The sequence below is a fragment of the Roseateles sp. FW301-B2 genome, assembly GCF_058788955.1.
Genome location: NZ_JBYTBE010000002.1, coordinates 1 through 25,671 on the forward strand (window position 1 = coordinate 1; position 25,671 = coordinate 25,671).

The following is a 25,671-nucleotide window of genomic DNA, read 5'->3' on the forward strand; positions in this document are numbered from 1 at the left end:
GCCCCGGCCGGCACGGCCCTGCCCGCCCAGGAGCTGGCTGCCCTGCACGAGGCCCTGCAGCTGGGCTATTACCGCGGCGTGCTGCAGCAGCTGGACGCGATCGCGCGCCTCGCGCCCGAGCAGCAGGGCTTCATCGAGCAGCTGCGCGAATTGGCGCGGCAGTTCCAGTTCGACACCATGAGCCAGCTGCTGCGCCCGGAGTCCGCCGCATGACGCAGCAGCAACAACAAGCCGGGCCAAGCAGCGGCGAGCTGGTGCTGATCGTCGACGACGTGCCCGACAACCTCGCCCTGCTGCACGACGCATTGGACGAATCCGGCTACACCGTGCTGGTGGCCACCAGCGGCGAGGCGGCGCTGGCACGCGCGGCCCAGGCCCTGCCCGACATCGTGCTGCTGGACGCGCTGATGCCGGGGCTGGACGGCTTCGAGGTGGCCAAGCGCCTCAAGGCCGCACCCGCCACCGCCCATATCCCCATCATCTTCATGACCGGCCTCACCGAGACCGAGCATCTGGTGGCGGCGCTGGATGCCGGCGGCAGCGACTATGTCACCAAGCCCATCAAGCCCAAGGAGGTGCTGGCGCGCATGCAGGTGCATCTACGCGGCGCGCGCCAGGCGCGCCAGGCCAAGCAGACGCGCCGCGCGCTCGACGCCTTCGGCTACGCCAGCATCACGGTGAATGCCGAGGATGGCCGGCTGATGTGGCAGACCCCCCTGGCGCGCCAACTGCTGATGAGCTACTACGGCACCCAGGCCCCCACCACGCCCGCCCCGGTGCTGGCCTGGCTGCGCCGCCATCTGCACGAGGCCCAGGCCCAGATCGAGCCGCCGCGGCTCTATGCCGAGCTGGGCAAGAAGCGCCTGAGCCTGCGCCTGCACCAGCGGCTCGGCGCCGGCGAGGAGGCGGGCGAAGAAAGCGGCGACTGGCTGATCGTGATGCACGAGCTCAGCGATGCCGCCATCATCGAATCGATGGGCCTGGCCTTCAGGCTCACCTCGCGCGAGGCCGAGGTGCTGTACTGGGTGGTGAAGGGCAAGATCAACCGCGACATCGCCGACATCCTGGGCGCCAGCACCGCCACGGTGAAAAAGCACCTCGAGCGCATCCACGCCAAGCTGGGCGTTGAAACGCGCACCGCCGCGGCGGCCATGGCGCTCACGCGCATCCGCCAGCTGCATCCCAGCTGGGAGCTGTAGCGCGCTCGCTACTTCTTGCGATCCTGATCGCGCTCGTTGCCGCGTTCATTTCCGCGTTCGTCGCCATGCTCCTTGCGCTTCTCGGCGGCGGGCGGCTTGCCGCGTGCCGGTGGCTCATGCGCCTGCGGCTGCTGCTCGCGCTCCGGCGGCCTTTCATGAGCCTGAGGCTTCTCGCGCATGGGTGCCGGCGGCGGCGCCTGACGCAGGGCCTCGCTGCGCGGCGGCGGGTTGGGCTTCACCGTCGGGGCATGCGGGGCCGGCGGCGGCGGCATCAGCTCACGCACCGTGGCATCGCGTGGCCGATAGCGGTACTGCTGTTGCTGCAGCGACTGTTGCTGTTCGGGCTGCGGGTAGCGCGCGGCCGGGTACTGGCGCTGGTAGCTGGGCAGCGGCGCCGGCGCCGGCGCGCTGCGGCGATCCCAGCGCTCCCAGCCCGGACGCTGCTGCTGCCAGGCGGGGCCCCAGTGATCGCCCCAGCGCGGCGGCGCGCCCGGCTGCCAGCCCTGGAAATAGCTGGGCGGGCTGCGGTAGTAGCGCACCGGAATGCGCAGCACATACAGCGGCACCATCTCGGGTCGCGTCAGCCGCCATGGCCCGTTGTACCAGGGGCTGGCATACCAGTCGTCGCCCTCCAGCACCCAGTAAAGCCCGTCGTAGAAGAAGAAATTGACGCGCAGGCCCGGGGCGTAGTAAACCGGGTAGCCGGGCACGCGCCGCAGCTCGGGATAGCTCGGCACGTTGATGCCGATCGAGACCGTGAACTGGGCCGTGGCGGGTCCGGCCAGGCCCATCAGCATCGTCAACATGACCAGGGTGTGTCGCATGGCTTGATCCTCCGGTGTACGAATGCAGTGTTGGAAGGATAGTGCGCGCCCTGCCGTCGCTCTGTGCGCCTGCGTACCGAACTAATTCAACCATTGCGGGAAGTAACCGAGCGCGTCCTGCACCGCGCTGTCATGCGCCGGCACCACCACCAGGGCGGGCTCGGCGGCCATCAGCGCGCGCACCTGGGCCAGGCTCTCCAGGGTCTGCTGCGCATGGCCGTCCACCAGCAGGCTGGCGGCCCAGAACTTGGGCGTGCCTGCGCGCAGCGCGGCGAGGGTCCAGGCCACGTCGCCGATGAAGAAGAATTCGCGCCCCGAGTCCACCTTGACGAACAGGCCCATGGAGCCGGGCGTGTGGCCGGGCATGGGCACCAGCACCACCGTGCCGTCGCCAAACAGGTCCAGGCTTTGCGCATAGCCGCGATGCGGCCGGGCCTGGAACTGCAGCGCCTCCCAGCGGATGCCGGGCGCGGCCAGCTGCGAGGCCCAGCTGCCACCCGGGCCGCGGCTGGGCCGCTGGATCAGCGGCAGCTCCGCCGCGGCCACGCCGATGCGCGCGGCCGGAAAGTCCGGCACGCCGCCGGCATGGTCCCAATGGCTGTGGCTCAGCAGCAGCAGGCCGGGCGGCGCCAGGCCGGCCTCGTCCAGCTGCTGGCGCGCCGGCCGCACCGGCGCCTCGTACTTGAAGAAGGGCCGCCACCAGGCCGGCATGTCCTGCCGGTACTGGGCGTCGATCTGGCTGCCCATGCCGGTATCGAAGAGCAGCATGTCGTCGCCATGGCGGACCAGAAAGGCCGAGAAGTTGGAATCGATCTGCTTGGTGAAACTGCCGCCGGGCACCAGCAGGCCCTCGGCCACGGCGACGCGGGCGGTCTTGATGATGGCAAGTTGCACCGACGGTGCAGCATGGGCACCATGGCTGAGCGCCAGGCTCAGGGCGAGGAGTGGAAGGATTCGTTTGAGCATGGGCGCAGCCTAAAGCTGGGTCTATGCTCCAAGGTCAAGCCCCTCACGCACCTTGTTGCCGCCATGAACATCAGCCAGCTCGCCAAGGCCAGCCAGATCTCCACCGACACCCTGCGCTACTACGAGAAGCAGGGGCTGCTGCAGGCCGCGGGCCGCCAGCCCAATGGCTATCGCCGCTACGGGCCGGCGCAGCTGGAGCGGCTGCGTTTCATACGCGGCGCGCAGGCGCTGGGTTTCTCGCTCAAGGAGATTGCAGCCATCCTGCCGCAGCTGGCCGAGGGCCAGTTCGGGCGCGCCGAGATCGAGCACAAGCTGCAGGCCAAGATGTCCGAGATCGATGGCCAGATCGGCCAGCTGCAGCAGCTCAGGGCCGAGCTGGCGGCCACCTTTGCCTCCTTGCGCTGCGCGCCACAGGCCCCGCTCGACACGCGCGACAGCACCGCGCCCGACAGCGGCAGCGGCGCCGGCGTGGCGGTGCTGAAGCGCAGCTTCAGTCGTTGACGAACAGGGACAGCGGCACGACCGCGGCCATGGCGGCATAGCCGGCGTCATTGGGGTGCACATGGTCGCCGCTGTCGTAGGCCGGCAGCAAGCGCGCCGGCCGGCGTGGATCGCGCAGCAGCGCATCCGCATCGACCAGGGCATCGAACTCACGCGCATGAGCGCGCAGCCAGCGGTTGAAGGCGCGCCGCTGCCCGTCCTTGGCGAGGCTGTAGTAGCCCGGCGCGATATCGGCCGCCTCGAAGGGCGGGATGGTGCTGGCGATCACGCGCAGGCCCTGCTGGCGCGCACGCGCGGCGAGCGCCCGGTAGCCCTGGATCAGCGCGGCCACCGAAACCGGCGCCTCGGGCGTGGCCAGCGAGCCGGGGAAGGCGATGTCGTTGGTGCCGATGCGCAGCAACACGGCGCGCACGCCGGATTGCTGCAGCACATCGCGCTCGAAGCGCCCCGTGGCCGCCTCGCCGAGCGCCGCGCCGGCCGGGTTGCTGGGCTGACGCGGTGCATCGCGCAAGAGCCGGTTGCCGATCAGGCCCTGGTTCAGCACCGCCCAGCCGCGCCCCTGCAGTCGCTGCGCCAGGGCGTCGGTGAGGCGGCCGTTGGCGTCTTCGGTGGAGCCATCGCCATCCACTGAAGAGTCACCGAACACCACCAGGGCCTGCGCCGCCGCGCCCTCGCGCTGCACATCCAGGCCCACCACAAAGGGCCAGGCGCCGATGGTCTTGGCCTCGGGCCAGGCGACGGCGGCGGTCTGGTCGCCCGCCGCCACATAGCTGGTCTGCATGGCCAGGAAATGCGAGGTGCTGGCCAGCGTGGGCTGGGGCAGGTAGAGGCTCAGCGCCAGCTCGGCGAATGCCGGCACCGGCAGATCAAGGGCATCGCTCCAGACCTCGGTATGGGGCGCCAAGGTCACGCCGGGCAGGCCGCCAAAGCTGAGCGCCCTGTCGCTGCCCGCCTGGATGCCGGCGCCCGCCTGGCGCAAGGCCAGGCGGGCGTTGCCCAGCACCAGCGGCTGCTCGCCATAGCGGTTCGACAGCTTCACGCGCAGCCGCTCGCCACCCAGGCTGGGGCGCAGGATCAGGCGCAGGCTCTGGTCCGCATAAGCCGCCGGCTTGCCGGCCATGGCCGCCTGCGGCGAGGCCGACCAACTGCCCACCCAGTCGGGCGGCGCGGCGGCGGCCATCGGCAGGCCCGCAAGCAGGGCAAACCCGGCAAGGAGATGGCAAACGCGTTTGAGCATGGGGAGGCCCGGATTGGCAAAGCGGCGAGTATCGGCGTCGCGGCGCCCGCATGCATTCGTCATGCCGCGGCGCGCTCCGCGTAGGCGCGCCGGTAGGCCTGCGGCGTCATGCCGGTGGCCTGCTTGAACATGCGGTGCAGCGCGCCCTCGCTGCTGAAGCCCAGCTGCTCGGCAATCGTCTTCACCGGCTGGCCGCCGCGCATCAGCTGCTCGCCCGCCTGGCGCAGCTTCACCAGGCGCAGCCAGCGGGCGGCGGGCAGGCCGGTGGCGGCCTGCACATGGCGGCACAGGGTGCGGGGCGAGCGCGCCAGCGCCCCCGCGGCCGCCTCCAGGGTCAGCGCCGTGGCGGGCGTCTGCTGGGCGGTGAGCAGCAGCTCGCGCAGCCAGGGCTGCTGCAGGGCCAGCAGCTCCACGCTGGCGAAGGCCGCGTGGCGCACGCGCGGCAGCGGCAGCATCAGCACCTCCTGCACCTCGCGCAGCGCGGCCGGCTCCATACGGCGTGCCAGCTGCGCCAGCATCAGCGGCAGGTAGCCGCTGGCCCCCGCCGCCGTGACGCAGCGCGCCGCGCTCACCAGCGGCGCGTCGAAACGCCACTGCACCTTGGGGAACAGCGCCTGCAGCGGCCCGGCCATCCACCAGGTGGCGGTGGCGGGCTGGCCGTCCAGCCGCCCGCTGGCCGCCAGCAGCGGCACGCCCGCGCAGTAGCTCCACAGCTGGCAGCGCGCCGGCAGATCGCGCAGCGCCCGCACCAGCGGCGCCAGGGTCTGCAGCGCGGCGCGCAGCCCCGGCTCGGAGATCACCCACAGGCCGGGCAGCAGCAGCGCATCGCAGGGCTGCTCGGCCAGCGCCGCCTCGGCCGGCAGCGCCAGACCACGGGCGCACGCCACCGGCCGGCCATCCAGGCTCAGCCAGCGCAGGCGCAGCAGTTCGCGGCCGGCGCGCAAATTGGCGGCGGCCACCAGATCGGCCACTGCGAACAAGCCGGCCGGCATGCAGCCCTCGAACAGCAGCAGGCCAAGCGTGGTGGGCAGAGGGTTTGGCATGAAACGCTAGGAGATTTTCATTTTTAGCCATTCTGCGCCGGCGCCGCTTTTCCAACAATGGCCGCACCCCAAGAGTTGGAGCCCGAGCTCATGCTGATCACCCAATTGCGCAACGCCACCCTGGTGCTCGAATTTCAGGCCGAGGGCCAGGACTTCGTGATCCTGGTCGACCCCATGCTGGCCCCACGGGGCGCCCTGCCCAGCCTCAAGTACCTGGGCGGCCAGCGCCGCCGCAATCCGCTGGTGGCGCTGCCCAATGCGGCCGAAGCGCTGCTGGCGCGCGTCACGCACTGCCTCATCACGCATTGCCAGCGCGGCCATTTCGACCACCTGGACCGCGCCGGCAAGCGCTGGTTGCGCGAGCGCCAAATCCCGGTGATCTGCATGCCGCGCGACGCCGACTATCTGCGCCAGCGCGGCCTGCAGGTCTGGCCCCTGCTGGGCGCCGAGCGCCAGCCTTTCTTTGGCGGCGGCCACATCACCCCGGTGCCCTGCGTGCACGGCCATGGCCTGGTGGGCCGACTGATGGAGCATGGCCACGGCTATCTGCTCGAACTGCCCGGCGAGCCCAGCGTCTACCTGGCCGGCGATACCGTGTTGTGCGCGCCGCTGCGGCATTGCCTGCAGGCGCTACGCCCCGACCTGGCGGTGCTGCCGGCCGGCGGTGCGCGCTTCGACATGGGCGGCGAGGTCATCCTGTCGCCCGCCGATGTGGCCAGCGCCGCCGCCCTGCTGCCGCGGGGCACCATCATCGCCAACCATCTGGAAGCGCTGGACCATTGCCCGGGCAGCCGTGCCGGCATGCGCGCGCTGGCCGGCGCCCAGGGTTGGCTGCCGCGCCTGTGGGTGCCCGAGGACGGCGAGGCCCGGCACTTCGCGGCGCGCCCCGCCTGAGCCCTGCTGGTGCATTGCCGCCCGCATAGCGTGCGCTGCGGCGGCCGCATGCCCGGCAAGCAGGCATGAAAAAAAGCCCCAGGCTTGTGGCCTGGGGCTGAAGTCCACCCAGGGGCGGTGGAGGAGACAAACGTCGATGCTTGGGTATTGCAGCTTCCGTGCCAGCTTTTGTCCGCGGCCGTGCGAAGCCTCGTATCATCGGCGCGGTGGCAAGGCCTGACCCCGGCCGCCTCACTGACGAGAGAGGACAAGACATCATGCATGCTGTCGGATTGGTGACCGCGCTGGCGCTGCTGCAATACCTGGTGTTCGCTGCCCTGGTGGCGCGCGCGCGCGAACGCTATGGCGTGCGCGGGCCCGCCGTCACGGGCCACGAGATGTTCGAGCGCTACTACCGTGTGCAGATGAACACGCTGGAGCTGCTGGTCGTGCTGGTGCCCTCGCTGTGGCTGGCCTCGCAATACTGGTGGCCGCGCGGCATGGCCGCGGTGGGCTGCGTCTATCTGGTCGGCCGGCTCGTCTACGTGCGCGCCTACCTGCGCGAGCCCACCAGCCGCAACCTCGGCTTCATGCTCAGCCTGATCCCCACCGCGGTGCTGCTGGGAGCGGCGCTGGCCGGCACGGGCATGGAGGTGCTGCGCGTGGCGGGCCTGCTGCCGCGCTGAACGGCCAGTACCCGTATTGCCGGCATTACCGGCCGCGGCCTCAGGCCAGCGCCGAGGCCATCATCCCCAGGCCCACCACGCCGACGCCCCACACCAGGGTGCGCAGATAGGGGATGCCCAGGTAGTAGACGGCGATGAACACCAGGCGCGACCAGAAGAACAGCTCGGCGCCCTGGGCGATGCGCGGCGACTGCACGCCCGACACATGGGCCACCAGGGCCAGCGCCGCGAACAGCACGAAGTTCTCCAGCGTGTTCCTGGCGGTGCGCTCGGCGCGCCCGGCAAAGGCCGTGTCCGCCGGCGCCTGATCGCGATTGCCCATCGCGTAGCGCATGCCCGCGGGGGTCCAGGCCTGGGCACGTATCAGGCTGGCCGCGAGCAGCAGCAACCAGCTGATACCCGCCATACAGACCACGAGGCTGAGCAGATGCGTCATCTTGTGCACTCCAGGGCTAGCGAATGAGGCGCCATTATTCCGGGAACCCCGGCCTGGCGGTAGGCCTTTTGCAGGCGTCAAGCCGCGCCCCCAAGGCCGGCCGGCGCGGGCGATACTGCGCCACCGCCCTCCACTGCCTGCAAGCCACCATGCCCAGCCACCTCCCAGCGCGCCGCGCCTGGCGCCCGACGCTCCTGACGCTGAGCCTGCTGGCCCTGGGGGCCTGCGCGATGCTGCCCTGGGGGCCCGACCGCCACGCCACCGCGCCGCTGCTGGACGGCTTTGGCACCGTGGGCCTCACGCCCAGCCATGCCAACGCCGCGGCGCGCCGCCTGTTCGCCCAGGGCATGAGCCAGGCCTACGGCTTCAACGAGCATGAGGCGGTGCGTGCCTTCAAGGCCGCGCTCGCGCAGGACCCCGGCTGCGCCCTGTGCGCCTGGGGCGTGGCCTACCAGCTGGGCCCCAATATCAACAACACCACGCGCGGCGATCTCAAGGAGGCGCTGCGCCATATCGACCATGCCCTCAAGCACAGCGCCGCTGCCACGCCGCTGGAGCGGGCGCTGATCGAATCGCTGGCACTGCGCTACGGCCATGGCAGCGAGGCCAGGAATCTCGCCCCGCTGCAGGCCGCCGTCTGCGGCGCCTCGGACCAGGCCGAGGACAAGGCCGACCCGCTGGACATCGCCTATGCCGAGCGCATGCGCGAACTGGCCGATCGCTTTGCCGGCGATGCCGACGTGCTGGCGATCTATGCCGAGGCCGAGCTGGTGGCCACGCGCGGCGACTGGTGGGATCCGGCGAGCGGCAAGCCCGCCGGCCGCATCGGCGAGCTGGCCGACCGGCTCGAGGCCGGCCTGGCCCGGCATCCCGATCACACCGGCCTCAACCATTACCTGATCCATACGGTGGATGCGCCGCAGGTGGCGCAGCGCGCCGAGGCCGCCGCCGACCGCCTGGGTGCGCTGGCGCCGAAGTCGCCACACCTGCTGCACATGCCGGCCCACACCTACGCGCAGATCGGCCGCTATGCCGACGCCACGCGCGTGAACCAGCAGGCGAACGCAGCCGACCTGGCCATGATGGCCGAGCTGAAGACGCAGAACTTCAGCGTCAGCAAGGACTGGCGCCAGCACAACACGCATTTCCAGTGGTATGGCGCGCTGATGGAGGGCCGCGGCGAGCTGGCACTGTCATCCGCGCGCGCCGCCGCCGCGCTGGGCAGCGGCAACTACAGCTATGCCGAGTACCAGCGCAGCCTGCCGATGCTGACCCTGCTGCGCCTGCAGCGCTGGGACGAGCTGCTCAAGGAGCCGCTGCCCACCGGCGAGCTGGGCGTGGCCACCCTGCTGGGCCAGCTGGCGCGCGGCACCGCGCTGGCGCGCAGCGGCCAGACCGCCGAGGCCGCCCAGGCCCTGGCCAAGCTGGAGCCGGCCGCGGCCGCGCTGCTGAAGAAGTTTGCCGGCGCCAGCGAGTTCCACAAGATGCTGCGCAGCCTGGCGCAGAGTGCGCAACTGCAGCTGCGCGCCGAGCTGGCATGGGCCGAGCGACGCGTCGACGAGGCCCTGGCCCTGCAGACCGAGGTGGTGAGCGTCGCCGCCGTGGCCGACCGCAGCGAGCCGCCCATGCTGGCCGGCGGTGCGCGCCTGCAGCTGGGCGCCATGCAGCTGCAGGCCAGGCGTTATGCCGAGGCCGAGGCCAGCTACCGCACCAGCCTGGCCGAGCATCCGCACAGCGGCTGGGCCCTGCAAGGCCTGCGCCGCGCCCTGCTGGCGCAGGGCCGGCAGGCCGAGGCCGAGCAACTCAAGCCCGCGCTGGAGCGCAGCTGGAAGCTGGCCGACGCCGCCCTGCGCGGCGCCTGAGCCTGCGCTCGTTTTACTTGAGCTTCAGCTCCTGCAGCTCCATGCTGCCGGCCAGCTTGCGCATCACCTTGCGCTCGCCGCCGGCCTGGTCCATCTTGCGCTGGTCCATCGCCATGAAGGCCTCGAACTTCTTCTGCAGCGCCTGCTGATCGGCGTTGTTCATATAGTCCTTGGCTTCGATCGCCAGGATCAGGTCGGGCTCGCCCTCGCGCGGGTTGTTCACCGAGAACACATGGTAGGAAACCACCGTGCCCTCCTTCATGCCGAACTCGTTGGACTTCTTCCAGGTCTTGGCCAGGAAGTCCATGTAGTTCTCGAACTGCCCGGGCTCGACCTTGATGTGCGAGAAGGTCCAGACCGTGCCGGGCGTGTAGCTGGAACTCTGGGCGCTGGCCGCGCTGCCCAGCATGAGTGTGGCGGATGCGAAGAGCGAGGCGATCGCGATTCTGGTGAGACTCATGGCAAGGACTCCTTCACCAAGAAGGCGCTGGTGATGGCGCTTGCGCACAGCTGCGCGAGGCCACTATGCGATGCGTCAAGGCCCGCCATGACGCGGTTTTCCCGCCTGTATGTTTAGCCATCTGGCCCGGACTGAGGCAGCCGCAGGCGAAGCGGGCCGGACGCCGGCGCCGCTTGTGTCCCGTCTTCCGGTGTCAGCCGGCCTCAGGCCATGGCCTGCAGCATCGCCGCCATCTTCTGGTGGATCAGGTTCACCGCCTTGAGCGGGCGCAGCATCACCTTGAACTCGCTGATCTGGCCGGCCTCGTTCCACTTGATCATGTCCACGCCGTTGATGCTGATGCCGTCCAGCTCCAGCTCGAACTCCAGCACGGCGTCGCGCTCGGACTTCAGCTCCCGCACATAGCGGAAGCTCTCGTTGCCGAACACCGAGAAGGCCGCCGCCAGGTACATGCGGGTGATGGCCCTGCCCTGCTGGGGCTTGTGCACCACCGGCGAGAAGAACACCGCGTCCGGGGCCAGCAGCGCGTCCAGGCCGGCGACGTCGCGGTTTTGCATGATCTGGTGCCAGCGGGAGATCGGGTCAGGCGTCATGGGGTCCTTTCGATGGGCGGCAGCTGGCCGCAGCGCGCAGTATGCGATGCGGGCCGGTGCGGCACAACGATGCCCCCGCTTGCGCCAGCGCAAGCCAGCGCCGCGCGGCCGGGCGCCCAATTCAGCCATGGGCAAGCAGCCCGGACTGGAGTCAAGCATGAACGTCTTCAAGGATCTGTTCACTTCCGACGTGGGGCTGATGAGCGCGGCCGGCCTGCTCTTCATGCTGGGCATGGGCGTTTTCTACATCCGCTACTTCCTGCGGCACATCGCCGAGGACGCGGCCGCAGCGCAGCAGCACAAGACCTGAGCCATCACGCGTATTGCGCGAGGCCGTGGCCGAAGGACCAGTTCTCCTTCGCCACCTCCACGAGGTTGATGAACACATCGTCCGGCCGGATGCCCGGGCTCTCGCCCAGCAGCTCCACGATGCGCCGGTACAGCGCCCGCTTCTGCTCCAGGCCGCGCGTGTTGTTGGCGGTGATCTGGATGAACAGCAGCGCGTCGCTGCGCGCCACGCCCAGGTAGGACGCGTTGTAGCAAAAGTTCGCCGCCTCATGCTCGGTGATGAGCATGAACTGATCGTCTTCCGGCACGTTGAAGGTTTCGCGCATGGCGCGGTAGAGACCGTCAAGAATCGCCTGGCGGTAGGCGGCCGGCTTGCCGGCGCGCATGGAAAGGTGAATCAGGGGCATGTGCGGCGTCCGTTTCTTTCAGTCAGTGCGGGCTCCACGGTAAGTGGCGCGCATCATTTCAACAAGCCATCAACCTGGATATCAAAGATAATGGTTTGAAATGATTGATCGCCCCTTGGATCTGGATGCCGTGCGGACCTTCGTGCGCATCGCCGAACTCGGCAGCTTCACGCGCGCGGCCGAAGCGCTGCAGACCACGCAGGCAGCGGTGAGCCTGAAGCTCAAGCGTTTGGAGGCAAGGCTGGGCTGCCGGCTGCTGGAACGCACGCCGCGCTATGTGCAGCTCTCGGCGCAGGGCGCCGCCTTTCTGGACCATGCCCACGCGCTCATGGACGCCCATGAGCGTGCACTCGCCGTGTTTGTCGAGGCCCGGCAGCGGCTCACCATCGGCATCAGCGACCATGTGGCCGGGCCGGACCTGCCCGCGCTGATCGCCCGCATGAATGCCCAGGACCCGCAGCTGCTGATCGAGATCCGCATCGCGTCGTCGGGCGACCTGCTGCAAGCCTTCGACCGCCGCGAGCTCGACACCGTGATCGTGCGCCAGCATCTGGGGCGCCGCGGAGGCACCCTGCTCGCCGAGGAACAGTTCGGCTGGTTCGCCGCGCCGGGCTGGCAGCATCGCGCCGGCGAACCGCTGCCGCTGGCCACCCTGGCTGAGCCCTGCGGCGTGCGGGCGATGGCCGGCCAGCTGCTCGATGCGGCGGGCCAGCCCTGGAAGGAAATCTTCTGCGGAGGTGGCGTGGCGGCAGTCACCGCGGCCGTGATGGCCGGGCTGGGCGTTGCGGCGTTAGCGCCGCGCATGCTGCCCTTCGGCGCCGTCGACGTTGGCCCCAGGCTCGGTCTGCCCGCGCTGCCACGCCTGCCGGTGCTGCTGCATTCGCGCGTCAAGAGTGGCCGGCCGCACCAGGCGCTGGGAGCGCTGGCGGCGGCGTTCAGGAGCGCGGTGCGGGGGTAGGCGCGGCCAGCGGCTGTTGCTCGGATCGCGACCCAGGCTGGCAGGGTCACCTGCCTGCGCAACAACGCGAGACGGAATTGTGAATGCGCCCTACCCCAACCACTGCGCACCGCCCCGTGCTGCCTTGAGCAGCGTTAGGTGCGACCGCTCAAGCACTTCAGCTGCATCAAGGCCTGCGCTTCGCCCGCAGTCCTGAACCGCTGAGCGGACAGTCTCCATACGCCATCCGCCGTATATCCACCCTGCCCTTCGCTCCCTACATTGGCCCTGTCCGCCTGGCACACACTTGCTGCCGCGCGACAAGCCCACCAACCTGACCGCGTGCCGGTCATTCAGGAGCGAAACCCCATGCTGAAGCGCCGATCCTTCTCCCTCAAGACCCTCGCCACTGCGAGCGCCCTGGCGGGCCTGAGCTTCACGGGCCTGTCGGCCCAGGCGGCCGACACCATCAAGGTGGGCGTGCTGCACAGCCTCTCGGGCACGATGGCGATCTCGGAGACCGTGCTCAAGGACACGGTGCTGATGGCCATCGACGAGATCAATGCCAAGGGCGGCGTGCTGGGCAAGAAGCTCGAGCCAGTGGTGGTGGACCCGGCCTCCAACTGGCCGCTGTTCGCCGAGAAGACCAAGCAGCTGCTCACCCAGGACAAGGTGGCGGTGATCTTCGGCTGCTGGACCTCCGTGTCGCGCAAGTCGGTGCTGCCGGTGGTGGAAGAGCTCAACGGCCTGCTCTTCTACCCGGTGCAGTACGAGGGTGAGGAGCTCTCCAAGAACGTGTTCTACACCGGTGCCGCACCCAACCAGCAGGCCATCCCCGCGGTGGACTACCTGATGAGCAAGGACGGCGGCGCGGCCAAGCGCTGGGTGCTGCTGGGCACCGACTACGTCTACCCGCGCACCACCAACAAGATCCTGCGCGCCTACTTGAAGAGCAAGGGCGTGAAGGACGGCGACATCGACGAGAAGTACACGCCCTTTGGCCACAGCGATTACCAGACCATCGTGGCCGACATCAAGAAGTTCTCGGCCGGTGGCAAGACCGCGGTGGTCTCTACCATCAACGGCGACTCCAACGTGCCCTTCTACAAGGAGCTGGGCAACGCCGGCCTGAAGGCCAAGGACGTGCCGGTGGTGGCCTTCTCGGTGGGCGAGGAAGAACTGCGCGGCGTTGACACCAAGCCGCTGGTGGGCCATCTGGCCGCCTGGAACTACTTCATGTCGATCAAGAACCCGGCCAACACCGAGTTCATCAAGAAGTGGAGCGATTACGCCAAGGCCAAGGGGCTGCCCGGCCACAAGGACAAGCCGCTCACCAACGATCCGATGGAGGCGACCTATATCGGCATCAATATGTGGAAGCAGGCGGTCGAGAAGGCCAAGAGCACCGATGTGGACAAGGTCATCGCCGCGATGGCCGGCCAGACCTTTACCGCGCCCTCGGGCATCAGCTCCAAGATGGACGAGAAGAACCACCACCTGCACAAGTCTGTGTTCATCGGCGAGATCAAGGCCGATGGCCAGTTCAATGTGGTGTGGAAGACGCCCGCCCCGGTGAAGGCCAAGCCCTGGAGCCCCTACATCGAAGGCAACGACAAGAAGCCCGACGAGCCGGTGAAGAAGTAAGCAAGCAGGCGCATGAGCGCGCCCCCTGTCGCTGACATGGGGCGCGCCGACACACCCCGACGACGACGGCCCGAGGTCTCATGTTCCGCTTGCTACCGCTTCTGCTCTGCCTGCTGCTGTGCACGGCGCCTGCGCGGGCCCTCACGCCCGAACAGGCCCACGCGATCGCCAGCGGCGATGACACCGATGCGCGCATCGCCGCGATGAATGCGGCCCTGGCCGCGGTGGCGGTGAAGCCGGACGCGCGGCTGCAGCCTTTTCTGCAGGCCCTGGCCGCCGAGGAGCTGAAGCTCGCCGGCGCGCAGCTGCTGATCGTGCACGCCGACGGCAAGGCCGAGGACGCGCTCAGCGGCGCCGTCATCACGGCCCCCCCCGCCACGCTGGACGACGTGAGCCTGAACAACCGCCTGCGTGGCGAGTTGGATCAGGCGCTGGCCGCGCTCAAGCTCTTCAGCGCCAAGCCGAGCGAGCGCCTGGCCGCCGCCAAGGCCCTGCAGCAGGACGCCAGCGAGGCGCGCCTGCCGCTGCTGGCGAATGCGCTGGCGCAGGAGTCGGATGCGGCCGTGCGCGCCGAGCTGCAACTCGCCAGCGCCGCCGCCCTGGCCGGCAGCGCCGATGTCAACAAGCGCCTGCATGCCGCCAGGCTGCTGGGCGGCTCGGACAGCCCCAGCACCCTGCTGCTGCTGAACCAGCGCCTGGCCGAGGAGAGCGATGTGGCGGTGAAGAGCGCGCTGCAGAATTCCCTGCGCAAGGTGCAAGCCTCGCTGGCCTGGGGCGAGCGCCTCGGCGCCCTCTTCACCGGCCTAAGCCTGGGCAGCATCCTGCTGCTGGTGGCGCTGGGCCTGGCCATCACCTACGGGCTGATGGGCGTGATCAATATGGCCCATGGCGAGCTGATGATGATCGGCGCCTATGCCACCTACCTGGTCCAGCTAGGTTTCCGCCAGTTCCTGCCGGCGGGCCTGTTCGACTACTACCTGCTGGCCGCCCTGCCGGTGGCCTTCCTGGCCTCGGCCGGCGTGGGCGCGGTGCTGGAGCGCGGCGTGCTGCGCTGGCTCTACGGCCGCCCGCTGGAAACCCTGCTGGCCACCTGGGGCCTGAGCCTGGCGCTGATGCAGGGCGTGCGCAGCCTGTTCGGCGCGCAGAACGTGGGCGTGGAGAACCCGGCCTGGATGAGCGGCGGCCTGCAGCTGCTGCCTTCGCTGAGCCTGCCCTACAACCGCCTGCTCATCATCCTCTTCGCCGGCCTGGTGCTGGGCGGCATGACGTTGCTGATCAAGCGCACCCGGCTGGGCCTGTTCGTGCGCGGCGTGACGCAGAACCGCCCGATGGCCGCCTGCATGGGCGTGAACACCGCGCGCGTGGACACCCTCACCTTCGCGCTGGGCTCGGGCATCGCGGGCCTGGCGGGTTGCGCGCTCAGCCAGATCGGCAATGTCGGCCCCGACCTGGGCCAGAGCTATATCGTCGACGCCTTCATGGTGGTGGTGCTGGGCGGCGTGGGCCAGCTGGCCGGCACCGTCTACGCCGCGCTGGGCCTGGGCCTCAGCAACAAGCTGCTGGAGGGCGTGGTGGGCGCGGTGCTGGCCAAGATCGCCGTGCTGGTGTTCATCATCGTCTTCATCCAGAAGCGGCCGCAGGGCATCTTCGCGATGAAGGGCAGATCGGCGGAAGCATGATGATGACGAACACAGCACAAACCCTGTTCTCGCGCCGCGGCTGGGCCGCCTTTCTGATCGCCCTGCTGCTGGTCTGCGGCGTGGCGCCGCTGCTCAATCTCTGGGTGCCCGAGGGTCAGGTCTTGCACCTGAGCGACTACGCCGTGGCCCTGCTGGGCAAAATCATGTGCTACGCCATCTGCGCCCTGGCCATGGACCTGATCTGGGGCTACACCGGCATCCTCTCGCTGGGCCATGGCCTGTTCTTCGCGCTGGGCGGCTATGCCATGGGCATGTATCTGATGCGCCAGATCGGCAGCGATGGCCAGTACCGCAGCGCCCTGCCCGATTTCATGGTGTTCCTGGACTGGAAGAGCCTGCCCTGGCATTGGCACTTCAGCGACAGCTTCGCCGCCACCCTGCTGCTGATCGTGGCGGTGCCGGGCCTGGTGGCCCTGGTGTTCGGCTACTTCGCCTTCCGCTCGCGCATCAAGGGCGTGTACTTCTCCATCATCACCCAGGCCATGACCTATGCGGCCATGCTGCTGTTCTTCCGCAACGAGACCGGCTTCGGCGGCAACAACGGCTTCACCGATTTCAAGCGCATCCTGGGCCTGCCGATCGCCACGCCGCAGATGCGCATGGGCCTGTTCGTGCTGACGGGGCTCACGCTGCTGGCCTGCCTGCTGCTGGCGCGCTGGATCATGGCCGCCAAGTTCGGCCGCGTGCTGCAGGCGGTGCGCGATGCCGAGTCGCGCCTGATGTTCTGCGGCTACTCGCCCCTGCCCTACAAGCTGGCCATCTGGACCCTCTCGGCGGTGATGTGCGGCGTGGCCGGCGCGCTCTATGTGCCGCAGGTGGGCATCATCAACCCCAGCGAGATGAGCGTGGCCAACTCGATCGAGATCGCGGTCTGGGCCGCGGTGGGCGGGCGCGGCACGCTGATCGGCCCGATCGCCGGCGCCTTCGCGGTGAACGGCGCGAAGAGCTGGCTCACCGTCAGCGCGCCCGAGATCTGGCTCTATTTCCTGGGCGCGCTGTTCGTCGGCGTGACCCTGTTCCTGCCGCAGGGCCTGGCGGGCCTGGCCAGGAAGATCACGCGGCGCGCAGGAGGCAAGGCATGACCCCCGAGCTGATGGAACAAGGCAGCGAGCGCCTGCAGCATTTCTCGGGGGGCCGCGAGGCCGGCTACGGCCGCGTGCTGGAGCCCGGCGCGCTGGACCTGGCGCATGGCCGCATCCTCTACCTGGAGGATGTGCATAGGAGCTTCGACGGCTTCAAGGCCATCAACGGGCTCTCGCTGGACATCGCGCCGGGCGAGCTGCGCTGCATCATCGGGCCCAATGGTGCGGGCAAGACCACCATGATGGACATCATCACCGGCAAGACCCGCCCCGATGCCGGCCAGGTCTTCTTCGGCAGCACCATCAACCTGCTGCGCCACAGCGAGGCCGAGATTGCCCAGCTGGGCATAGGGCGCAAGTTCCAGAAGCCCACGGTGTTCGAGCCGCTCAGCGTGTTCGAGAACCTGGAGCTGGCACTGCAGGGCTCGCGCAGCGTGCCCAGTGCGCTGTGGCACAAGCTCTCCGGCGCGCAACGCACGCGCCTGGCCGAGGTGCTGGAGCTGATCCGGTTGCAAGACGAATGGCAGCGCCCCGCCGGCCTGCTGAGCCACGGCCAGAAACAGTGGCTGGAGATCGGCATGCTGCTGGTACAGGACCCCAAGCTGCTGCTGCTGGACGAGCCGGTGGCCGGCATGACCGATCAGGAGACCGAGCGCACCGCCGAGCTCTTTCTCTCGCTCAAGGGCAGGCACTCGCTGATGGTGGTGGAACACGACATGAGCTTCATCGCGCGCATCGCCGAGACGGTGACGGTACTCTGCGACGGCGCCGTGCTGGCCCAGGGCACCCTGGACCAGGTGCAGGCCGACGAGCGCGTCATCGAAGTCTATTTGGGGCGCTGAACGCCATGATTCTGGAAGCCAAGAACATCCACCAGTACTACAGCGGCTCGCACATCCTGCGCGATGTGTCGGTGCGCGCTGCGCTGGGACGCATCACCGTGCTGCTGGGTCGCAACGGCGTGGGCAAGACCACCCTGCTGAAGAGCCTGATGGGCCTGGTGCCGATCAAGAGCGGCAGCATCGAATTCAACGGCACAAACATCAGCAAGGCCAGCCCCTACGAGCGCGCACGCGCCGGCATCGGCTATGTGCCGCAGGGGCGCGAGATCTTTGCGCGCCTGACGGTGGAGGAAAACCTGCGCATGGGCCTGGCCACCCAGCCCGCCAGCGCGCCGATACCGGCCGAGCTGTTCGAGCTCTTCCCGGTGCTGAAGGCCATGCTCAAGCGCCGCGGCGGCGACCTCTCCGGTGGCCAGCAGCAGCAGTTGGCGATCGCGCGCGCACTCTGCGCCCGCCCCAAGCTGCTGATCCTGGACGAGCCTACCGAAGGCATCCAGCCCAGCATCATCAAGGACATCGGCCGCGTGATCCGCCTGCTGGCGGACCGCGGTGACATGGCGATCCTCTTGTGCGAGCAGTATGTCGACTTCGCCGAGGAGCTGGCCGACGACTACCTGGTGCTGGAGCGCGGCGCGGTGATCTCGCAGGGGCTGGGCAGCGAGATGGCCGCCAGGGGCGTGCGGCAGATCGTGGCGATCTGAAGGCGATCAGGCCTGGCGGCGCTTCAGCCAGCCCAGCATGCCCAGGCCAGCGAGCAGCATCACCACAGGAGCGGGCTCGGGCACCGCGGCGGCCAGGGTGAAGCCGACGGCGTCCAGCGCGATGATCTCCACGCCCAGGTCGGCGAAGCTGCCGCGCGTGCCGAAGGCATCCTGCACATGCACCGGATGCGGGCCGGCGCCCCAGTAGTCGCCATAGTCGCCGGCCGGGTTCTGGTTGTAGCGCACCAGCATGTTGACGCCGTCGATGGAGAAATAGGCATCGTCGCCCAGGGTGGTGAAGCTGCGCGCGCCAGCCGCGTTGTAGCGGTAGAGGTCCACCGGAAGAATGAGGCTGCCGCCCACGCCCGAGATGGTGCCCAGCACCTCATCGATCTCGTGCGACGCCACGGTCTGCAGATCGTATTTGTCGGGGTCGATGCTGAGGCGACTGAAATTCATCGTCGCCAGGTTGAGGCTGATGGTGGCGTCCAGGCCGTTCAGCGGCGCCGGCACATTGAAGCCGACCGCATTGGCGGTGGCACGGGTCAGGATGATGTTGGCAGCGCCGTTCACCGGGTTGGCCCCCAGCGGGATATGCGCCAGGGCCAGGCTGTCGATCGGGCTGCTGGCATCGGCACGCAGCTTGTCCATGAAGCTGGCATAGGGCACCTGGTAGATATTGGTGCTGCTCTGGCCCAGGCCGGTGTTCATGTTCTCGAAGCGGATGCCGAGGGTGATGTTGTCGCTGAACAGCGCCTCGTAGATATCGATGGTGCCGAGGATGACGGACTGGGCCGCAGGGTCCACGCCGGCACCGAAGCTGGCATTGATCACCAGGGCCGGGGCCGGGCCTGCCGCGGCGCAGGCCAGCGACAGCGCGATTGAACGCGCCAGACGGCTTAGGGGGCGCAGGGGGCGAGCAACTGCGGGCATAGGGAGCACCTCGTCGACCGGTAGACCAGCCGCCGACTCTACGCCCGCCCCCCCCGCAGGGCGAGTCCCTTACTAGAGTGACCAGGTGCGCGGCGGCACGGCCGTCAGGCCCCAGAGCTCGCGGCGCCAGGCGGCCCAGCAGGCGCGCAGCAGATCGGCGGCCGGCTCCACCAGCGGCGCCAGGCAGCGCAGCACCAGCACCCGCTCGTGGGCGGCGGTGGCGCCGGCCATGCTGCGCAAGGCATGGCCCTCGATCAGGGCGCGCACGGCGTCCAGCGCGCGCTCCCGGCGTGCGCGCGGCAAGGCCGCCCCCGCCGCAAACACCAGGGTGGCCAGGCAGCGCTGGCCGGCCAGGCCCAGCGCGCCGTCCAGCAGCAGGCCGTCCTCGGCCGCGATCACGCCGCGCTCCAGCCAGATACCGGGGATCTCCAGATGCTGGGCAAAGCGCCCATGCTCGAAGGGCCGGCCGGCCTGCGGCAGGCCCAGGGCGGTGATGTCCCAGGTCAGCAGCTCGGCCTCCGGCGCCAGCTCGAACACGGCGCGGTTGAGCGCATGGCAGCCCGGGTAGGCCAGGGCCTCGAGCGGCAGCCATTCAAGGCGCGCGCCGGGCGCCAGCCTGGCATGCAGGGTCTGCGCGGCCTGGGCGCCGGCGCTGCGGTAAAAGCGCGTCGCGCCCGGGGTAGTGACAAGGCCGTGCGCGCCCTCGCCCAGCTCCAGCTGCATGGCCAGCGTGTCGCCGCCCACCAGGCCACTGGGCGGATGCACCAGCACGTTGTGGCAGATCGCGTCGCCCTCGGGATAGAGGCTCTTGAGTATGCGCAGCGGCCCCTCGTGCTGATGCCGGGCCACCGTGCGGCCCTGCTCGAGCGCGTATTGCAGGGCGAGGCTGGCGTGCCAGGAGGGATGTGCGGGTGGGGCGTCGGTCATGCCGGCATGCTCAGCAAGAAGCCTGCCTACCTGGCAGCCGCCATGCTCACCCAGGAGAGCTCCAGCCAGTTGTCGGCGCGGTGTACCGCATTGACGCCGGCACGCGCCGCCCAGGGGATCACCTGACGGTGCAGCGGGATCAGCTGGATCTGCTCGCGGTACTCGGCCAGCGCGGCCTTGATGAGGGCCTCGCGCTTCCTGGCATCGGGCTCGTTGCTGCTCTGCGCCGCCAGGGCATCGAACTTGTCGTTGCGCGCGCGGCCGTAGTTGTAGGAGCCCACGCCCTTCTCGCCCGGGTTGCGCAGCACCGCGGTAAGCAGGGTCTCGGCATCGGTGATGGCGCCGCCCCAGCCCAGCATGTACATGCTGGTGTCGTACTTCTCGATCTTGGGGAAGTAGTTGACGCGCGGCATCGCGTTGACCCGGACCTTCACCTTGATCTGCGCCCACATGCTGGCCAGGGCCAGGCAGATGGACTCGTCGTTGACATAGCGGTTGTTGGGGCAGTCCAGCGTGACCTCGAAGCCATCCGGATAGCCGGCCTCGGCCATTAGCCGGCGTGCCGCCGTCAGGTCCAGTGGCAGGCGGGTCTCCAGCGCGGGGTCGTTGTAGGCGCCCAGGGTGGAGGCGGTGATGCCGCCGGTGGGTGCCGAGAGCCCGTTCATCAGCTTGCTGCGGATGGCCTCGATGTCCACCGCCTGGTAGAGGGCGCGGCGCACGCGCAGGTCCTTGAACGGGTTCCGCTCCTGCCCATTCAGGGCGGGCACCTTGGCGTATTGCAGCTGCTCGCGCTGCTGGTCCATGCCGATGAAGACGATGCGGTTCTCCACCCCCTCGATCACCTTCAGCCCGGGCGTGGCGCGCAGGCGCGGCACATCGCGCGGCGCAGGGTCGAGCACGAAGTCGATCTCGCCCGATACCAGCGCCGCCAGCCGCGTGGCATCGTTGCTGATGGGCGTGTAGATCATCTCCTGCACATTGCCCTCGTGCCGGTCCCACCAGGCGGGGTTGCGCTGCAGCACCGTCTTGATGCCGGGCTGCCGCGTCACCAGGCGGTAAGGCCCGGTGCCATTGGCATTCATGCCGGCGTAGGACTCCTCGCGGTTCTTGAAGTCCAGCGGCCGCGTGGCCTTGTGCTTCTCGCACCAGCTCTTGCTCATCATCCACAGCGTGTCCAGGTGCTGCAGAAAGATCGGGTTGAAGCTGGCGAGCTGGAACTCGACCGTTAGCTCGTCGAGCTTGCGCGGCACGCCCACCGCATTGGCGTAGACGGCGATCTGCGAGGTCTGCTCCTTGGCGCGATTCACCGAGAACACCACGTCGTCGGCCGTGAAGGGCGTGCCATCGTGGAACTTCACGCCCGGCCTCAGCTTGACGCGCCACTGCAACGGCGCGAGCTGGGTCCATTCGGTGGCCAGGCTGGAGGCGAGCTGCAGCTGCTTGTCGCGACGGGTCAGGCGCTCGTAGATCTGCCCGTTCATGTTGTTGGTCATGCTCTCGTTCTGAGAGTGGGGATCCATGGTCTGCGGATCACCCTGGCTGGCCCATCGCAGCGTCTGCGCTGAGCTGCCCGCGGCAGCCAACAGCGCCGCCACGGCCCAACCACCCACCATCAGCAAGCGATGCTTCATGCCCAGCCCCCAAACGATGTTGTTGCGGCCGAGTGTAGGGAGCGCCCGCGCGTCGGCGCAGCGGGGCGACCCTAATGCGCCGTGGGGCGCGACCAGAGCTCGTCGATATGCGTGAAGCCCCAGTCGGCCGGGTTCTCGCGGCCGGTGACGCGATCGTTGCAGCCGGGCTGGGCGAGGTCCACCACCTGCACGGGTATGGGCATCTGCGACTTGGTGGAGAAGAACACGCGCACCGTGGGCATGGTCAGCGATGCCGGGCATTGGTCGATCACCACCGCCAGCCGGCCCGACTGCAGCCGCACCAGCGTGCCCACCGGATAGATGCCCACGCTGCGGATGAAGGCCTGGAACACCGCGGCATCGAAATGCCCGGACCATTGCGCCATGCGTGCGAGCGAATCGGCCGGCCCCCAGGCCGCCTTGTAGGGCCGGGTGGAGGTGATGGCGTCGTAGACATCGCACACCGCGCCCATGCGCGCCAGCAGGCTGATGTCGTCGCCCTTGAGCTTGTTCGGGTAGCCGCTGCCGTCCATCTTCTCGTGGTGGTGCAGGCAGACGTCCAGGGCCGACTCGGGCACCATGCCGCCGGCCTTGAGCGCCTCGTAGCCGCGCACCGGGTGCGAACGCATCACGCTGAACTCGGCGTCGGTGAGGGCGCCGGCCTTGTTGAGCACCTCCAGCGGCATCATCATCTTGCCCACGTCATGCAGCAGGCCGGCCAGCCCCGCCTCGCGGGTCTGCGCCTCGCTCAGGCCCAGCTGGCGCGACAGCGACACCATCAGCGCGCACACCGCCACCGAGTGCATATAGGTGTAGTCGTCCTTGGTCTTGAGGCGCGCCAGGCTGATCAGCGCCGAGGGGTTGCGCGCCACCGAGTCGGCCACCTCCTCGACCAGGGGCAGGCATTGCTCGGCATCGATGGCGCGGCCCATGCGGGCCTCGCCGAACAGCGACACCACCGCCTGCTTGGAGCGGTTCACCAACTGGGCCGCGCGCTCCAGCTCCGCGGACATGCTGACGCGCGCCTCTGCGGCCGGCTTGGGCGGGCTCGGCGCCATGACCGGGGCGTCGGGCGCCTGCTCGACCCGCAGCGGCGCGGGTTCGGTGGCGGCAAAGGCAGTGTCATGTGCGGCCTCGACGTCCAGGCCCTGCGACACATCGATCACGCAGAACGCCACCTCGCTGCGCAGCAAGGCGTCCAGATCGCCCTGTTCGCGCAGCACGAACTTGGTCTTCCAGAAGGGATGGGAGAACCACGACCCCTCCATCGCTTGCAGGAACATCCCGAGCTTGAGCTGGCTGGTCGGTATCTTTTTGAGCATGAAGCGGGCGACTGCGGCGGGGTACGCCGCCAGTATGCGACGCCTTGGCCGCGGCCGCATGCGCATTCGGACACAAAAAGCCGCCCGTGTCGGCGGCTTGCTGCAGATCACTGTTGGCTGCGCCTGTCACCCAGGCGACAGCAGCATCAGCGCATCTTGCTTTGCGGCACTGTGCGCAGTTCGCCCTGCAGCGAGGCCAGGTACTTGGCGAGGGTCTTCAGTTCGCTGTGGCTGAACTGCTTGACCTGCGCGCCCATGATGGCGTTGCCGCGACCCACCACCGCATTGCCCTCGGTCTGGTAGGACTTCAGCGCCACGTAGAGATAGTCGGCATGCTGGCCGGCGAGCTTGGGATACGCGCCATCGATCGGCTTGCTGAAGTTGCCGCCGTGGCAGGAGGCGCAGGCGCCCTTGTCCAGCAGGGCCTTGACCTCATCGCTGGGCGTGTTGATGGTCAGCGGCGCTTCGGGCGCCTTGGCCTGCTGCTCGTAGAAGGCGGCCACATCGGCGATGTCCGCATCGCTGAGGGTCTGGGCAATGCCGCGCATGGTGGGATGCTTGCGCTCGCCCTTGGCATAGGCCGTCAGCGCGGCGCCGATGTACTTGGCGTTCTGACCCGCGATCATCGGCACCTTGTGCACTTCGGGGAAGCTGGCCTGATAGCCAGGGATGCCATGGCAGCCAATGCACATGGCGACCTTCGTCTCACCGGCCTTCACGTCTTGAGCTTGCGCCAGACCAGCGGCGCAGGTGGTGGCGAGGGCGAGTGCAATATGCAGAAGTTTGTTCATGATCCCGAAAGTCTTGTTCTGACACCGGGGCGCATTATAGGCACCACCTTATACTGGCCCGCCGCCTCTTTGGGTTTGATCTACACCATGAAGTTTCAAGGTTCGGACCAGTACGTTGCCACCGCTGACCTGATGCTGGCGGTGAACGCCGCCATCGCGCTGCAGCGCCCCCTGTTGGTGAAGGGCGAGCCCGGCACCGGCAAGACCATGCTGGCCGAGGAGGTCGCCACGGCGCTGGACCTGCCGCTGCTGCAGTGGCATATCAAGAGCACCACCAAGGCCCAGCAGGGCCTGTATGAATACGATGCGGTGAGCCGGCTGCGCGACAGCCAGCTGGCCTCCATCGAGGGCTCGGACAAGGTCCGCAATATCGAGAACTACATCGTCAAGGGCGTGCTCTGGCAGGCCTTCACGGCCGACCAGCCGGTGGCGCTGCTGATCGACGAGATCGACAAGGCCGACATCGAGTTCCCCAACGACCTGCTGCGCGAACTCGACCGCATGGAGTTCTACGTCTACGAGACGCGCCAGCTCGTGAAGGCCAAGCACCGGCCGCTGGTCTTCATCACCTCCAACAACGAGAAGGAGCTGCCCGACGCCTTCCTGCGCCGCTGCTTCTTCCACTACATCAAGTTCCCCGACGCGCCGACCATGCAGCAGATCGTCGACGTGCATTTCCCCGGCATCAAGAAGGAGCTGCTCGCGGCGGCCATGAAGACCTTCTTCGACGTGCGCAATCTGCCGGGCCTGAAGAAGAAACCCAGCACCTCCGAACTGCTGGACTGGCTCAAGCTGCTGGTGGCCGAGGACATCCCCACCGAGGCCCTGCAAAGCCAGGACGACAAGGTCGCGATCCCGCCGTTGGTGGGTGCCCTGCTCAAGAACGAGCAAGACCTGACCCTGTTCGAAAAGCTCGTCTTCATGCAACGCCACAACCGCTGATGAGCAAGCAAACCGAAGCCGCGCTGCGCGAGGGCCTGGCCGATGGCATCGGCTTCATCGTCGGCGCCCTGGGCGGCTGGCTGCTGGGCCAGCAGTTCGGCCTGGATTTCGTCAACACCCCCGGCTACGGCCTGCCGCAGATCGCCAGCCTGGTGCTGATCGTGGCCGGCTCGGGCCTGGGCCGCTGGCTGCTGCGCCGGCTGCTGATCAAGCCATGAGTGAAGGCGCCGCGGCCCCCAAGCTGACCGACTGGGTCACCCTGCAGGGCCAGCATGCCCGCCTGGAGCCCCTGCACAGCTCGCATGCCGAGGGGCTGGCCGAAGCCGCCGCCGATGGCGGTGTGCACCAGCTCTGGTACACCGCCGTGCCCGCGCCGGCACGCGTGCCGGCCGAGATCGAGCGCCGCCTGGCCCTGCACGCGGCCGGCAGCATGCTGCCCTTCACGGTGTTCGACGCCGCCGGCCGCATCGCCGGCATGACCACCTACATGAACATCGACCACGCCAACCGGCGCGTCGAGATCGGCTCCACCTGGTACGCGCCGCGCGTGCAGCGCACCGGCCTCAACACCCAGTGCAAGCTGATGCTGCTGACGCATGCCTTCGAGACGCTGGGCTGCATCGCGGTGGAGTTCCGCACCCATCGCCTCAACACGCAGAGCCGGCGCGCCATCGAGCGCCTGGGCGCGCAGCTGGACGGCATCCTGCGCTCGCACCTGCGCACCGCCGACGGCAATCTGCGCGACACCTGCGTCTACAGCATCATCGCGCCCGAGTGGCCGACCATCAAAACCCATCTGCAGTGGCAATTGGCGCGACCGCGCTGAGCCCCCACTGCCTTCCCC

29 protein-coding genes are annotated in these 25,671 nt (G+C 68.8%); 16 read left to right on the forward strand and 13 right to left on the reverse strand.

The window, feature by feature from the left end:
- A partial coding sequence (locus AC3WQY_RS02155) for a hypothetical protein (protein ID WP_492705397.1) occupies positions 1 to 213 on the forward strand: 213 nt, incomplete at its 5' end.
- Positions 210 to 1,199, forward strand: a complete 990-nt coding sequence (locus AC3WQY_RS02160) for a response regulator (protein WP_492705399.1) — start codon at positions 210 to 212, stop codon at positions 1,197 to 1,199. The genes AC3WQY_RS02155 and AC3WQY_RS02160, both read left to right, overlap by 4 nt.
- An 8-nt stretch (positions 1,200 to 1,207) precedes the next feature.
- On the opposite strand, the gene AC3WQY_RS02165 is transcribed toward AC3WQY_RS02160, so the two are convergent.
- On the reverse strand, positions 1,208 to 2,023 hold the full coding sequence (locus AC3WQY_RS02165; RefSeq protein ID WP_492705401.1) for a hypothetical protein: 816 nt from the start codon (positions 2,021 to 2,023) through the stop codon (positions 1,208 to 1,210).
- Positions 2,024 to 2,104: 81 nt separating this feature from the next.
- Positions 2,105 to 2,989 carry an MBL fold metallo-hydrolase gene (locus tag AC3WQY_RS02170; RefSeq protein WP_285231223.1) on the reverse strand — a complete coding sequence of 295 codons (885 nt, stop codon included), beginning with the start codon at positions 2,987 to 2,989 and terminating at the stop codon, positions 2,105 to 2,107.
- Between the two features lie 63 nt (positions 2,990 to 3,052).
- On the opposite strand from AC3WQY_RS02170, the gene AC3WQY_RS02175 reads away from it, so the two are divergent.
- Complete coding sequence (locus AC3WQY_RS02175; protein ID WP_492705404.1) at positions 3,053 to 3,490, forward strand: heavy metal-responsive transcriptional regulator; 438 nt, start codon at positions 3,053 to 3,055, stop codon at positions 3,488 to 3,490.
- Here AC3WQY_RS02175 and AC3WQY_RS02180 read toward each other — a convergent pair.
- Together AC3WQY_RS02180 and AC3WQY_RS02185 are read right to left on the reverse strand one after the other, a co-directional pair.
- Positions 3,480 to 4,727: an SGNH/GDSL hydrolase family protein gene (locus tag AC3WQY_RS02180; RefSeq protein WP_492705406.1), complete on the reverse strand. Its 1,248-nt coding sequence runs from the start codon at positions 4,725 to 4,727 to the stop codon at positions 3,480 to 3,482. The two genes, AC3WQY_RS02175 and AC3WQY_RS02180, sit on opposite strands and share 11 nt — an antisense overlap.
- 59 nt (positions 4,728 to 4,786) lie before the next feature.
- Positions 4,787 to 5,770 (reverse strand): helix-turn-helix domain-containing protein, encoded by a 984-nt coding sequence (locus AC3WQY_RS02185; RefSeq protein WP_492705408.1) that lies wholly within the window; start codon positions 5,768 to 5,770, stop codon positions 4,787 to 4,789.
- Between the two features lie 90 nt (positions 5,771 to 5,860).
- Here AC3WQY_RS02185 and AC3WQY_RS02190 point away from each other — a divergent pair, with 90 nt between their 5' ends.
- Together AC3WQY_RS02190 and AC3WQY_RS02195 are read left to right on the forward strand one after the other, a co-directional pair.
- Positions 5,861 to 6,664, forward strand: coding sequence for an MBL fold metallo-hydrolase (locus AC3WQY_RS02190; RefSeq protein ID WP_492705410.1), 804 nt, complete (start codon positions 5,861 to 5,863; stop codon positions 6,662 to 6,664).
- 257 nt (positions 6,665 to 6,921) lie between these two features.
- Positions 6,922 to 7,329: an MAPEG family protein gene (locus tag AC3WQY_RS02195; RefSeq protein ID WP_492705412.1), complete on the forward strand. Its 408-nt coding sequence runs from the start codon at positions 6,922 to 6,924 to the stop codon at positions 7,327 to 7,329.
- Positions 7,330 to 7,369: 40 nt separating this feature from the next.
- Here AC3WQY_RS02195 and AC3WQY_RS02200 read toward each other — a convergent pair whose 3' ends face one another.
- Positions 7,370 to 7,765, reverse strand: a complete 396-nt coding sequence (locus tag AC3WQY_RS02200) for an MAPEG family protein (protein WP_285231217.1) — start codon at positions 7,763 to 7,765, stop codon at positions 7,370 to 7,372.
- A 149-nt stretch (positions 7,766 to 7,914) separates the two neighbouring features.
- On the opposite strand from AC3WQY_RS02200, the gene AC3WQY_RS02205 reads away from it, so the two are divergent.
- A complete protein-coding gene (locus AC3WQY_RS02205; RefSeq protein WP_492705414.1) occupies positions 7,915 to 9,627 on the forward strand; it encodes a tetratricopeptide repeat protein in 1,713 nt (570 codons plus the stop codon).
- Between the two features lie 13 nt (positions 9,628 to 9,640).
- Here the strand turns inward: AC3WQY_RS02205 and AC3WQY_RS02210 are convergent, their stop codons facing one another.
- The gene (locus tag AC3WQY_RS02210) at positions 9,641 to 10,087 is read right to left on the reverse strand and encodes a hypothetical protein (RefSeq protein ID WP_285231215.1); all 447 of its coding nucleotides are present in this window, start codon (positions 10,085 to 10,087) and stop codon (positions 9,641 to 9,643) included.
- Between the two features lie 203 nt (positions 10,088 to 10,290).
- Complete coding sequence (locus tag AC3WQY_RS02215) at positions 10,291 to 10,680, reverse strand: nuclear transport factor 2 family protein (protein ID WP_285231214.1); 390 nt, start codon at positions 10,678 to 10,680, stop codon at positions 10,291 to 10,293.
- Positions 10,681 to 10,837: 157 nt separating this feature from the next.
- Here AC3WQY_RS02215 and AC3WQY_RS02220 point away from each other — a divergent pair, with 157 nt between their 5' ends.
- Positions 10,838 to 10,990, forward strand: coding sequence for a DUF3149 domain-containing protein (locus AC3WQY_RS02220; protein ID WP_285231213.1), 153 nt, complete (start codon positions 10,838 to 10,840; stop codon positions 10,988 to 10,990).
- Between the two features lie 4 nt (positions 10,991 to 10,994).
- Here AC3WQY_RS02220 and AC3WQY_RS02225 read toward each other — a convergent pair whose 3' ends face one another.
- Positions 10,995 to 11,375: a tautomerase family protein gene (locus AC3WQY_RS02225; RefSeq protein WP_492705420.1), complete on the reverse strand. Its 381-nt coding sequence runs from the start codon at positions 11,373 to 11,375 to the stop codon at positions 10,995 to 10,997.
- A gap of 100 nt (positions 11,376 to 11,475) precedes the next feature.
- On the opposite strand from AC3WQY_RS02225, the gene AC3WQY_RS02230 reads away from it, so the two are divergent.
- The 6 genes from AC3WQY_RS02230 to urtE all read left to right on the forward strand — a co-directional run bounded on the left by AC3WQY_RS02230 (position 11,476) and on the right by urtE (position 18,281).
- Complete coding sequence (locus AC3WQY_RS02230; protein ID WP_285231211.1) at positions 11,476 to 12,333, forward strand: LysR family transcriptional regulator; 858 nt, start codon at positions 11,476 to 11,478, stop codon at positions 12,331 to 12,333.
- A gap of 348 nt (positions 12,334 to 12,681) precedes the next feature.
- Entirely contained in the window at positions 12,682 to 13,956 is a 1,275-nt protein-coding gene (gene urtA, locus AC3WQY_RS02235) for an urea ABC transporter substrate-binding protein (protein ID WP_492705423.1), read from the forward strand.
- An 80-nt stretch (positions 13,957 to 14,036) separates the two neighbouring features.
- Positions 14,037 to 15,635 (forward strand): urea ABC transporter permease subunit UrtB, encoded by a 1,599-nt coding sequence (gene urtB, locus AC3WQY_RS02240; protein WP_492705425.1) that lies wholly within the window; start codon positions 14,037 to 14,039, stop codon positions 15,633 to 15,635.
- Complete coding sequence (urtC, locus tag AC3WQY_RS02245) at positions 15,635 to 16,738, forward strand: urea ABC transporter permease subunit UrtC (RefSeq protein ID WP_492705427.1); 1,104 nt, start codon at positions 15,635 to 15,637, stop codon at positions 16,736 to 16,738. Before urtB ends, urtC begins: the two co-directional genes overlap by 1 nt.
- Positions 16,735 to 17,580 (forward strand): urea ABC transporter ATP-binding protein UrtD, encoded by an 846-nt coding sequence (urtD, locus tag AC3WQY_RS02250; protein ID WP_492705429.1) that lies wholly within the window; start codon positions 16,735 to 16,737, stop codon positions 17,578 to 17,580. Before urtC ends, urtD begins: the two co-directional genes overlap by 4 nt.
- Before the next feature lie 8 nt (positions 17,581 to 17,588).
- Positions 17,589 to 18,281 carry an urea ABC transporter ATP-binding subunit UrtE gene (urtE, locus tag AC3WQY_RS02255; RefSeq protein WP_492705750.1) on the forward strand — a complete coding sequence of 231 codons (693 nt, stop codon included), beginning with the start codon at positions 17,589 to 17,591 and terminating at the stop codon, positions 18,279 to 18,281.
- A gap of 6 nt (positions 18,282 to 18,287) precedes the next feature.
- Here urtE and AC3WQY_RS02260 read toward each other — a convergent pair whose 3' ends face one another.
- From AC3WQY_RS02260 to AC3WQY_RS02280, 5 genes are all read right to left on the reverse strand, one after another.
- The gene (locus AC3WQY_RS02260) at positions 18,288 to 19,214 is read right to left on the reverse strand and encodes an NF038122 family metalloprotease (protein ID WP_492705431.1); all 927 of its coding nucleotides are present in this window, start codon (positions 19,212 to 19,214) and stop codon (positions 18,288 to 18,290) included.
- 72 nt (positions 19,215 to 19,286) lie between these two features.
- Positions 19,287 to 20,141: an urease accessory protein UreD gene (locus tag AC3WQY_RS02265; RefSeq protein ID WP_492705433.1), complete on the reverse strand. Its 855-nt coding sequence runs from the start codon at positions 20,139 to 20,141 to the stop codon at positions 19,287 to 19,289.
- A gap of 26 nt (positions 20,142 to 20,167) precedes the next feature.
- The gene (locus tag AC3WQY_RS02270) at positions 20,168 to 21,772 is read right to left on the reverse strand and encodes an ABC transporter substrate-binding protein (RefSeq protein WP_492705435.1); all 1,605 of its coding nucleotides are present in this window, start codon (positions 21,770 to 21,772) and stop codon (positions 20,168 to 20,170) included.
- A 71-nt stretch (positions 21,773 to 21,843) separates the two neighbouring features.
- Entirely contained in the window at positions 21,844 to 23,094 is a 1,251-nt protein-coding gene (locus AC3WQY_RS02275; protein WP_492705437.1) for an HD-GYP domain-containing protein, read from the reverse strand.
- Between the two features lie 146 nt (positions 23,095 to 23,240).
- Entirely contained in the window at positions 23,241 to 23,885 is a 645-nt protein-coding gene (locus tag AC3WQY_RS02280; protein WP_492705439.1) for a c-type cytochrome, read from the reverse strand.
- Between the two features lie 87 nt (positions 23,886 to 23,972).
- On the opposite strand from AC3WQY_RS02280, the gene AC3WQY_RS02285 reads away from it, so the two are divergent.
- Genes AC3WQY_RS02285 through AC3WQY_RS02295 form a run of 3 tightly spaced genes read left to right on the forward strand, consistent with a single transcriptional unit; the run spans position 23,973 to position 25,653 of the window.
- Positions 23,973 to 24,827, forward strand: a complete 855-nt coding sequence (locus tag AC3WQY_RS02285) for an AAA family ATPase (RefSeq protein ID WP_285231201.1) — start codon at positions 23,973 to 23,975, stop codon at positions 24,825 to 24,827.
- Positions 24,827 to 25,045 carry a hypothetical protein gene (locus AC3WQY_RS02290; protein WP_285231200.1) on the forward strand — a complete coding sequence of 73 codons (219 nt, stop codon included), beginning with the start codon at positions 24,827 to 24,829 and terminating at the stop codon, positions 25,043 to 25,045. The genes AC3WQY_RS02285 and AC3WQY_RS02290 overlap by 1 nt, the downstream gene beginning before the upstream one ends.
- Positions 25,042 to 25,653: a GNAT family N-acetyltransferase gene (locus tag AC3WQY_RS02295; protein WP_492705442.1), complete on the forward strand. Its 612-nt coding sequence runs from the start codon at positions 25,042 to 25,044 to the stop codon at positions 25,651 to 25,653. Before AC3WQY_RS02290 ends, AC3WQY_RS02295 begins: the two co-directional genes overlap by 4 nt.
- Positions 25,654 to 25,671: the final 18 nt, after the last annotated feature.

Bases quoted from the DNA above. Each gene is read 5' to 3' on its own strand.
- AC3WQY_RS02160 (WP_492705399.1), top strand. From the start codon at position 210: ATGACGCAGCAGCAACAACAAGCCGGGCCAAGCAGCGGCGAGCTGGTG.
- AC3WQY_RS02165 (WP_492705401.1), bottom strand. From the start codon at position 2,023: ATGCGACACACCCTGGTCATGTTGACGATGCTGATGGGCCTGGCCGGA.
- AC3WQY_RS02170 (WP_285231223.1), bottom strand. From the start codon at position 2,989: ATGCTCAAACGAATCCTTCCACTCCTCGCCCTGAGCCTGGCGCTCAGC.
- AC3WQY_RS02175 (WP_492705404.1), top strand. From the start codon at position 3,053: ATGAACATCAGCCAGCTCGCCAAGGCCAGCCAGATCTCCACCGACACC.
- AC3WQY_RS02180 (WP_492705406.1), bottom strand. From the start codon at position 4,727: ATGCTCAAACGCGTTTGCCATCTCCTTGCCGGGTTTGCCCTGCTTGCG.
- AC3WQY_RS02185 (WP_492705408.1), bottom strand. From the start codon at position 5,770: ATGCCAAACCCTCTGCCCACCACGCTTGGCCTGCTGCTGTTCGAGGGC.
- AC3WQY_RS02190 (WP_492705410.1), top strand. From the start codon at position 5,861: ATGCTGATCACCCAATTGCGCAACGCCACCCTGGTGCTCGAATTTCAG.
- AC3WQY_RS02195 (WP_492705412.1), top strand. From the start codon at position 6,922: ATGCATGCTGTCGGATTGGTGACCGCGCTGGCGCTGCTGCAATACCTG.
- AC3WQY_RS02200 (WP_285231217.1), bottom strand. From the start codon at position 7,765: ATGACGCATCTGCTCAGCCTCGTGGTCTGTATGGCGGGTATCAGCTGG.
- AC3WQY_RS02205 (WP_492705414.1), top strand. From the start codon at position 7,915: ATGCCCAGCCACCTCCCAGCGCGCCGCGCCTGGCGCCCGACGCTCCTG.
- AC3WQY_RS02210 (WP_285231215.1), bottom strand. From the start codon at position 10,087: ATGAGTCTCACCAGAATCGCGATCGCCTCGCTCTTCGCATCCGCCACA.
- AC3WQY_RS02215 (WP_285231214.1), bottom strand. From the start codon at position 10,680: ATGACGCCTGACCCGATCTCCCGCTGGCACCAGATCATGCAAAACCGC.
- AC3WQY_RS02220 (WP_285231213.1), top strand. From the start codon at position 10,838: ATGAACGTCTTCAAGGATCTGTTCACTTCCGACGTGGGGCTGATGAGC.
- AC3WQY_RS02225 (WP_492705420.1), bottom strand. From the start codon at position 11,375: ATGCCCCTGATTCACCTTTCCATGCGCGCCGGCAAGCCGGCCGCCTAC.
- AC3WQY_RS02230 (WP_285231211.1), top strand. From the start codon at position 11,476: ATGATTGATCGCCCCTTGGATCTGGATGCCGTGCGGACCTTCGTGCGC.
- urtA (WP_492705423.1), top strand. From the start codon at position 12,682: ATGCTGAAGCGCCGATCCTTCTCCCTCAAGACCCTCGCCACTGCGAGC.
- urtB (WP_492705425.1), top strand. From the start codon at position 14,037: ATGTTCCGCTTGCTACCGCTTCTGCTCTGCCTGCTGCTGTGCACGGCG.
- urtC (WP_492705427.1), top strand. From the start codon at position 15,635: ATGATGACGAACACAGCACAAACCCTGTTCTCGCGCCGCGGCTGGGCC.
- urtD (WP_492705429.1), top strand. From the start codon at position 16,735: ATGACCCCCGAGCTGATGGAACAAGGCAGCGAGCGCCTGCAGCATTTC.
- AC3WQY_RS02260 (WP_492705431.1), bottom strand. From the start codon at position 19,214: ATGCCCGCAGTTGCTCGCCCCCTGCGCCCCCTAAGCCGTCTGGCGCGT.
- AC3WQY_RS02265 (WP_492705433.1), bottom strand. From the start codon at position 20,141: ATGACCGACGCCCCACCCGCACATCCCTCCTGGCACGCCAGCCTCGCC.
- AC3WQY_RS02270 (WP_492705435.1), bottom strand. From the start codon at position 21,772: ATGAAGCATCGCTTGCTGATGGTGGGTGGTTGGGCCGTGGCGGCGCTG.
- AC3WQY_RS02275 (WP_492705437.1), bottom strand. From the start codon at position 23,094: ATGCTCAAAAAGATACCGACCAGCCAGCTCAAGCTCGGGATGTTCCTG.
- AC3WQY_RS02280 (WP_492705439.1), bottom strand. From the start codon at position 23,885: ATGAACAAACTTCTGCATATTGCACTCGCCCTCGCCACCACCTGCGCC.
- AC3WQY_RS02285 (WP_285231201.1), top strand. From the start codon at position 23,973: ATGAAGTTTCAAGGTTCGGACCAGTACGTTGCCACCGCTGACCTGATG.
- AC3WQY_RS02290 (WP_285231200.1), top strand. From the start codon at position 24,827: ATGAGCAAGCAAACCGAAGCCGCGCTGCGCGAGGGCCTGGCCGATGGC.
- AC3WQY_RS02295 (WP_492705442.1), top strand. From the start codon at position 25,042: ATGAGTGAAGGCGCCGCGGCCCCCAAGCTGACCGACTGGGTCACCCTG.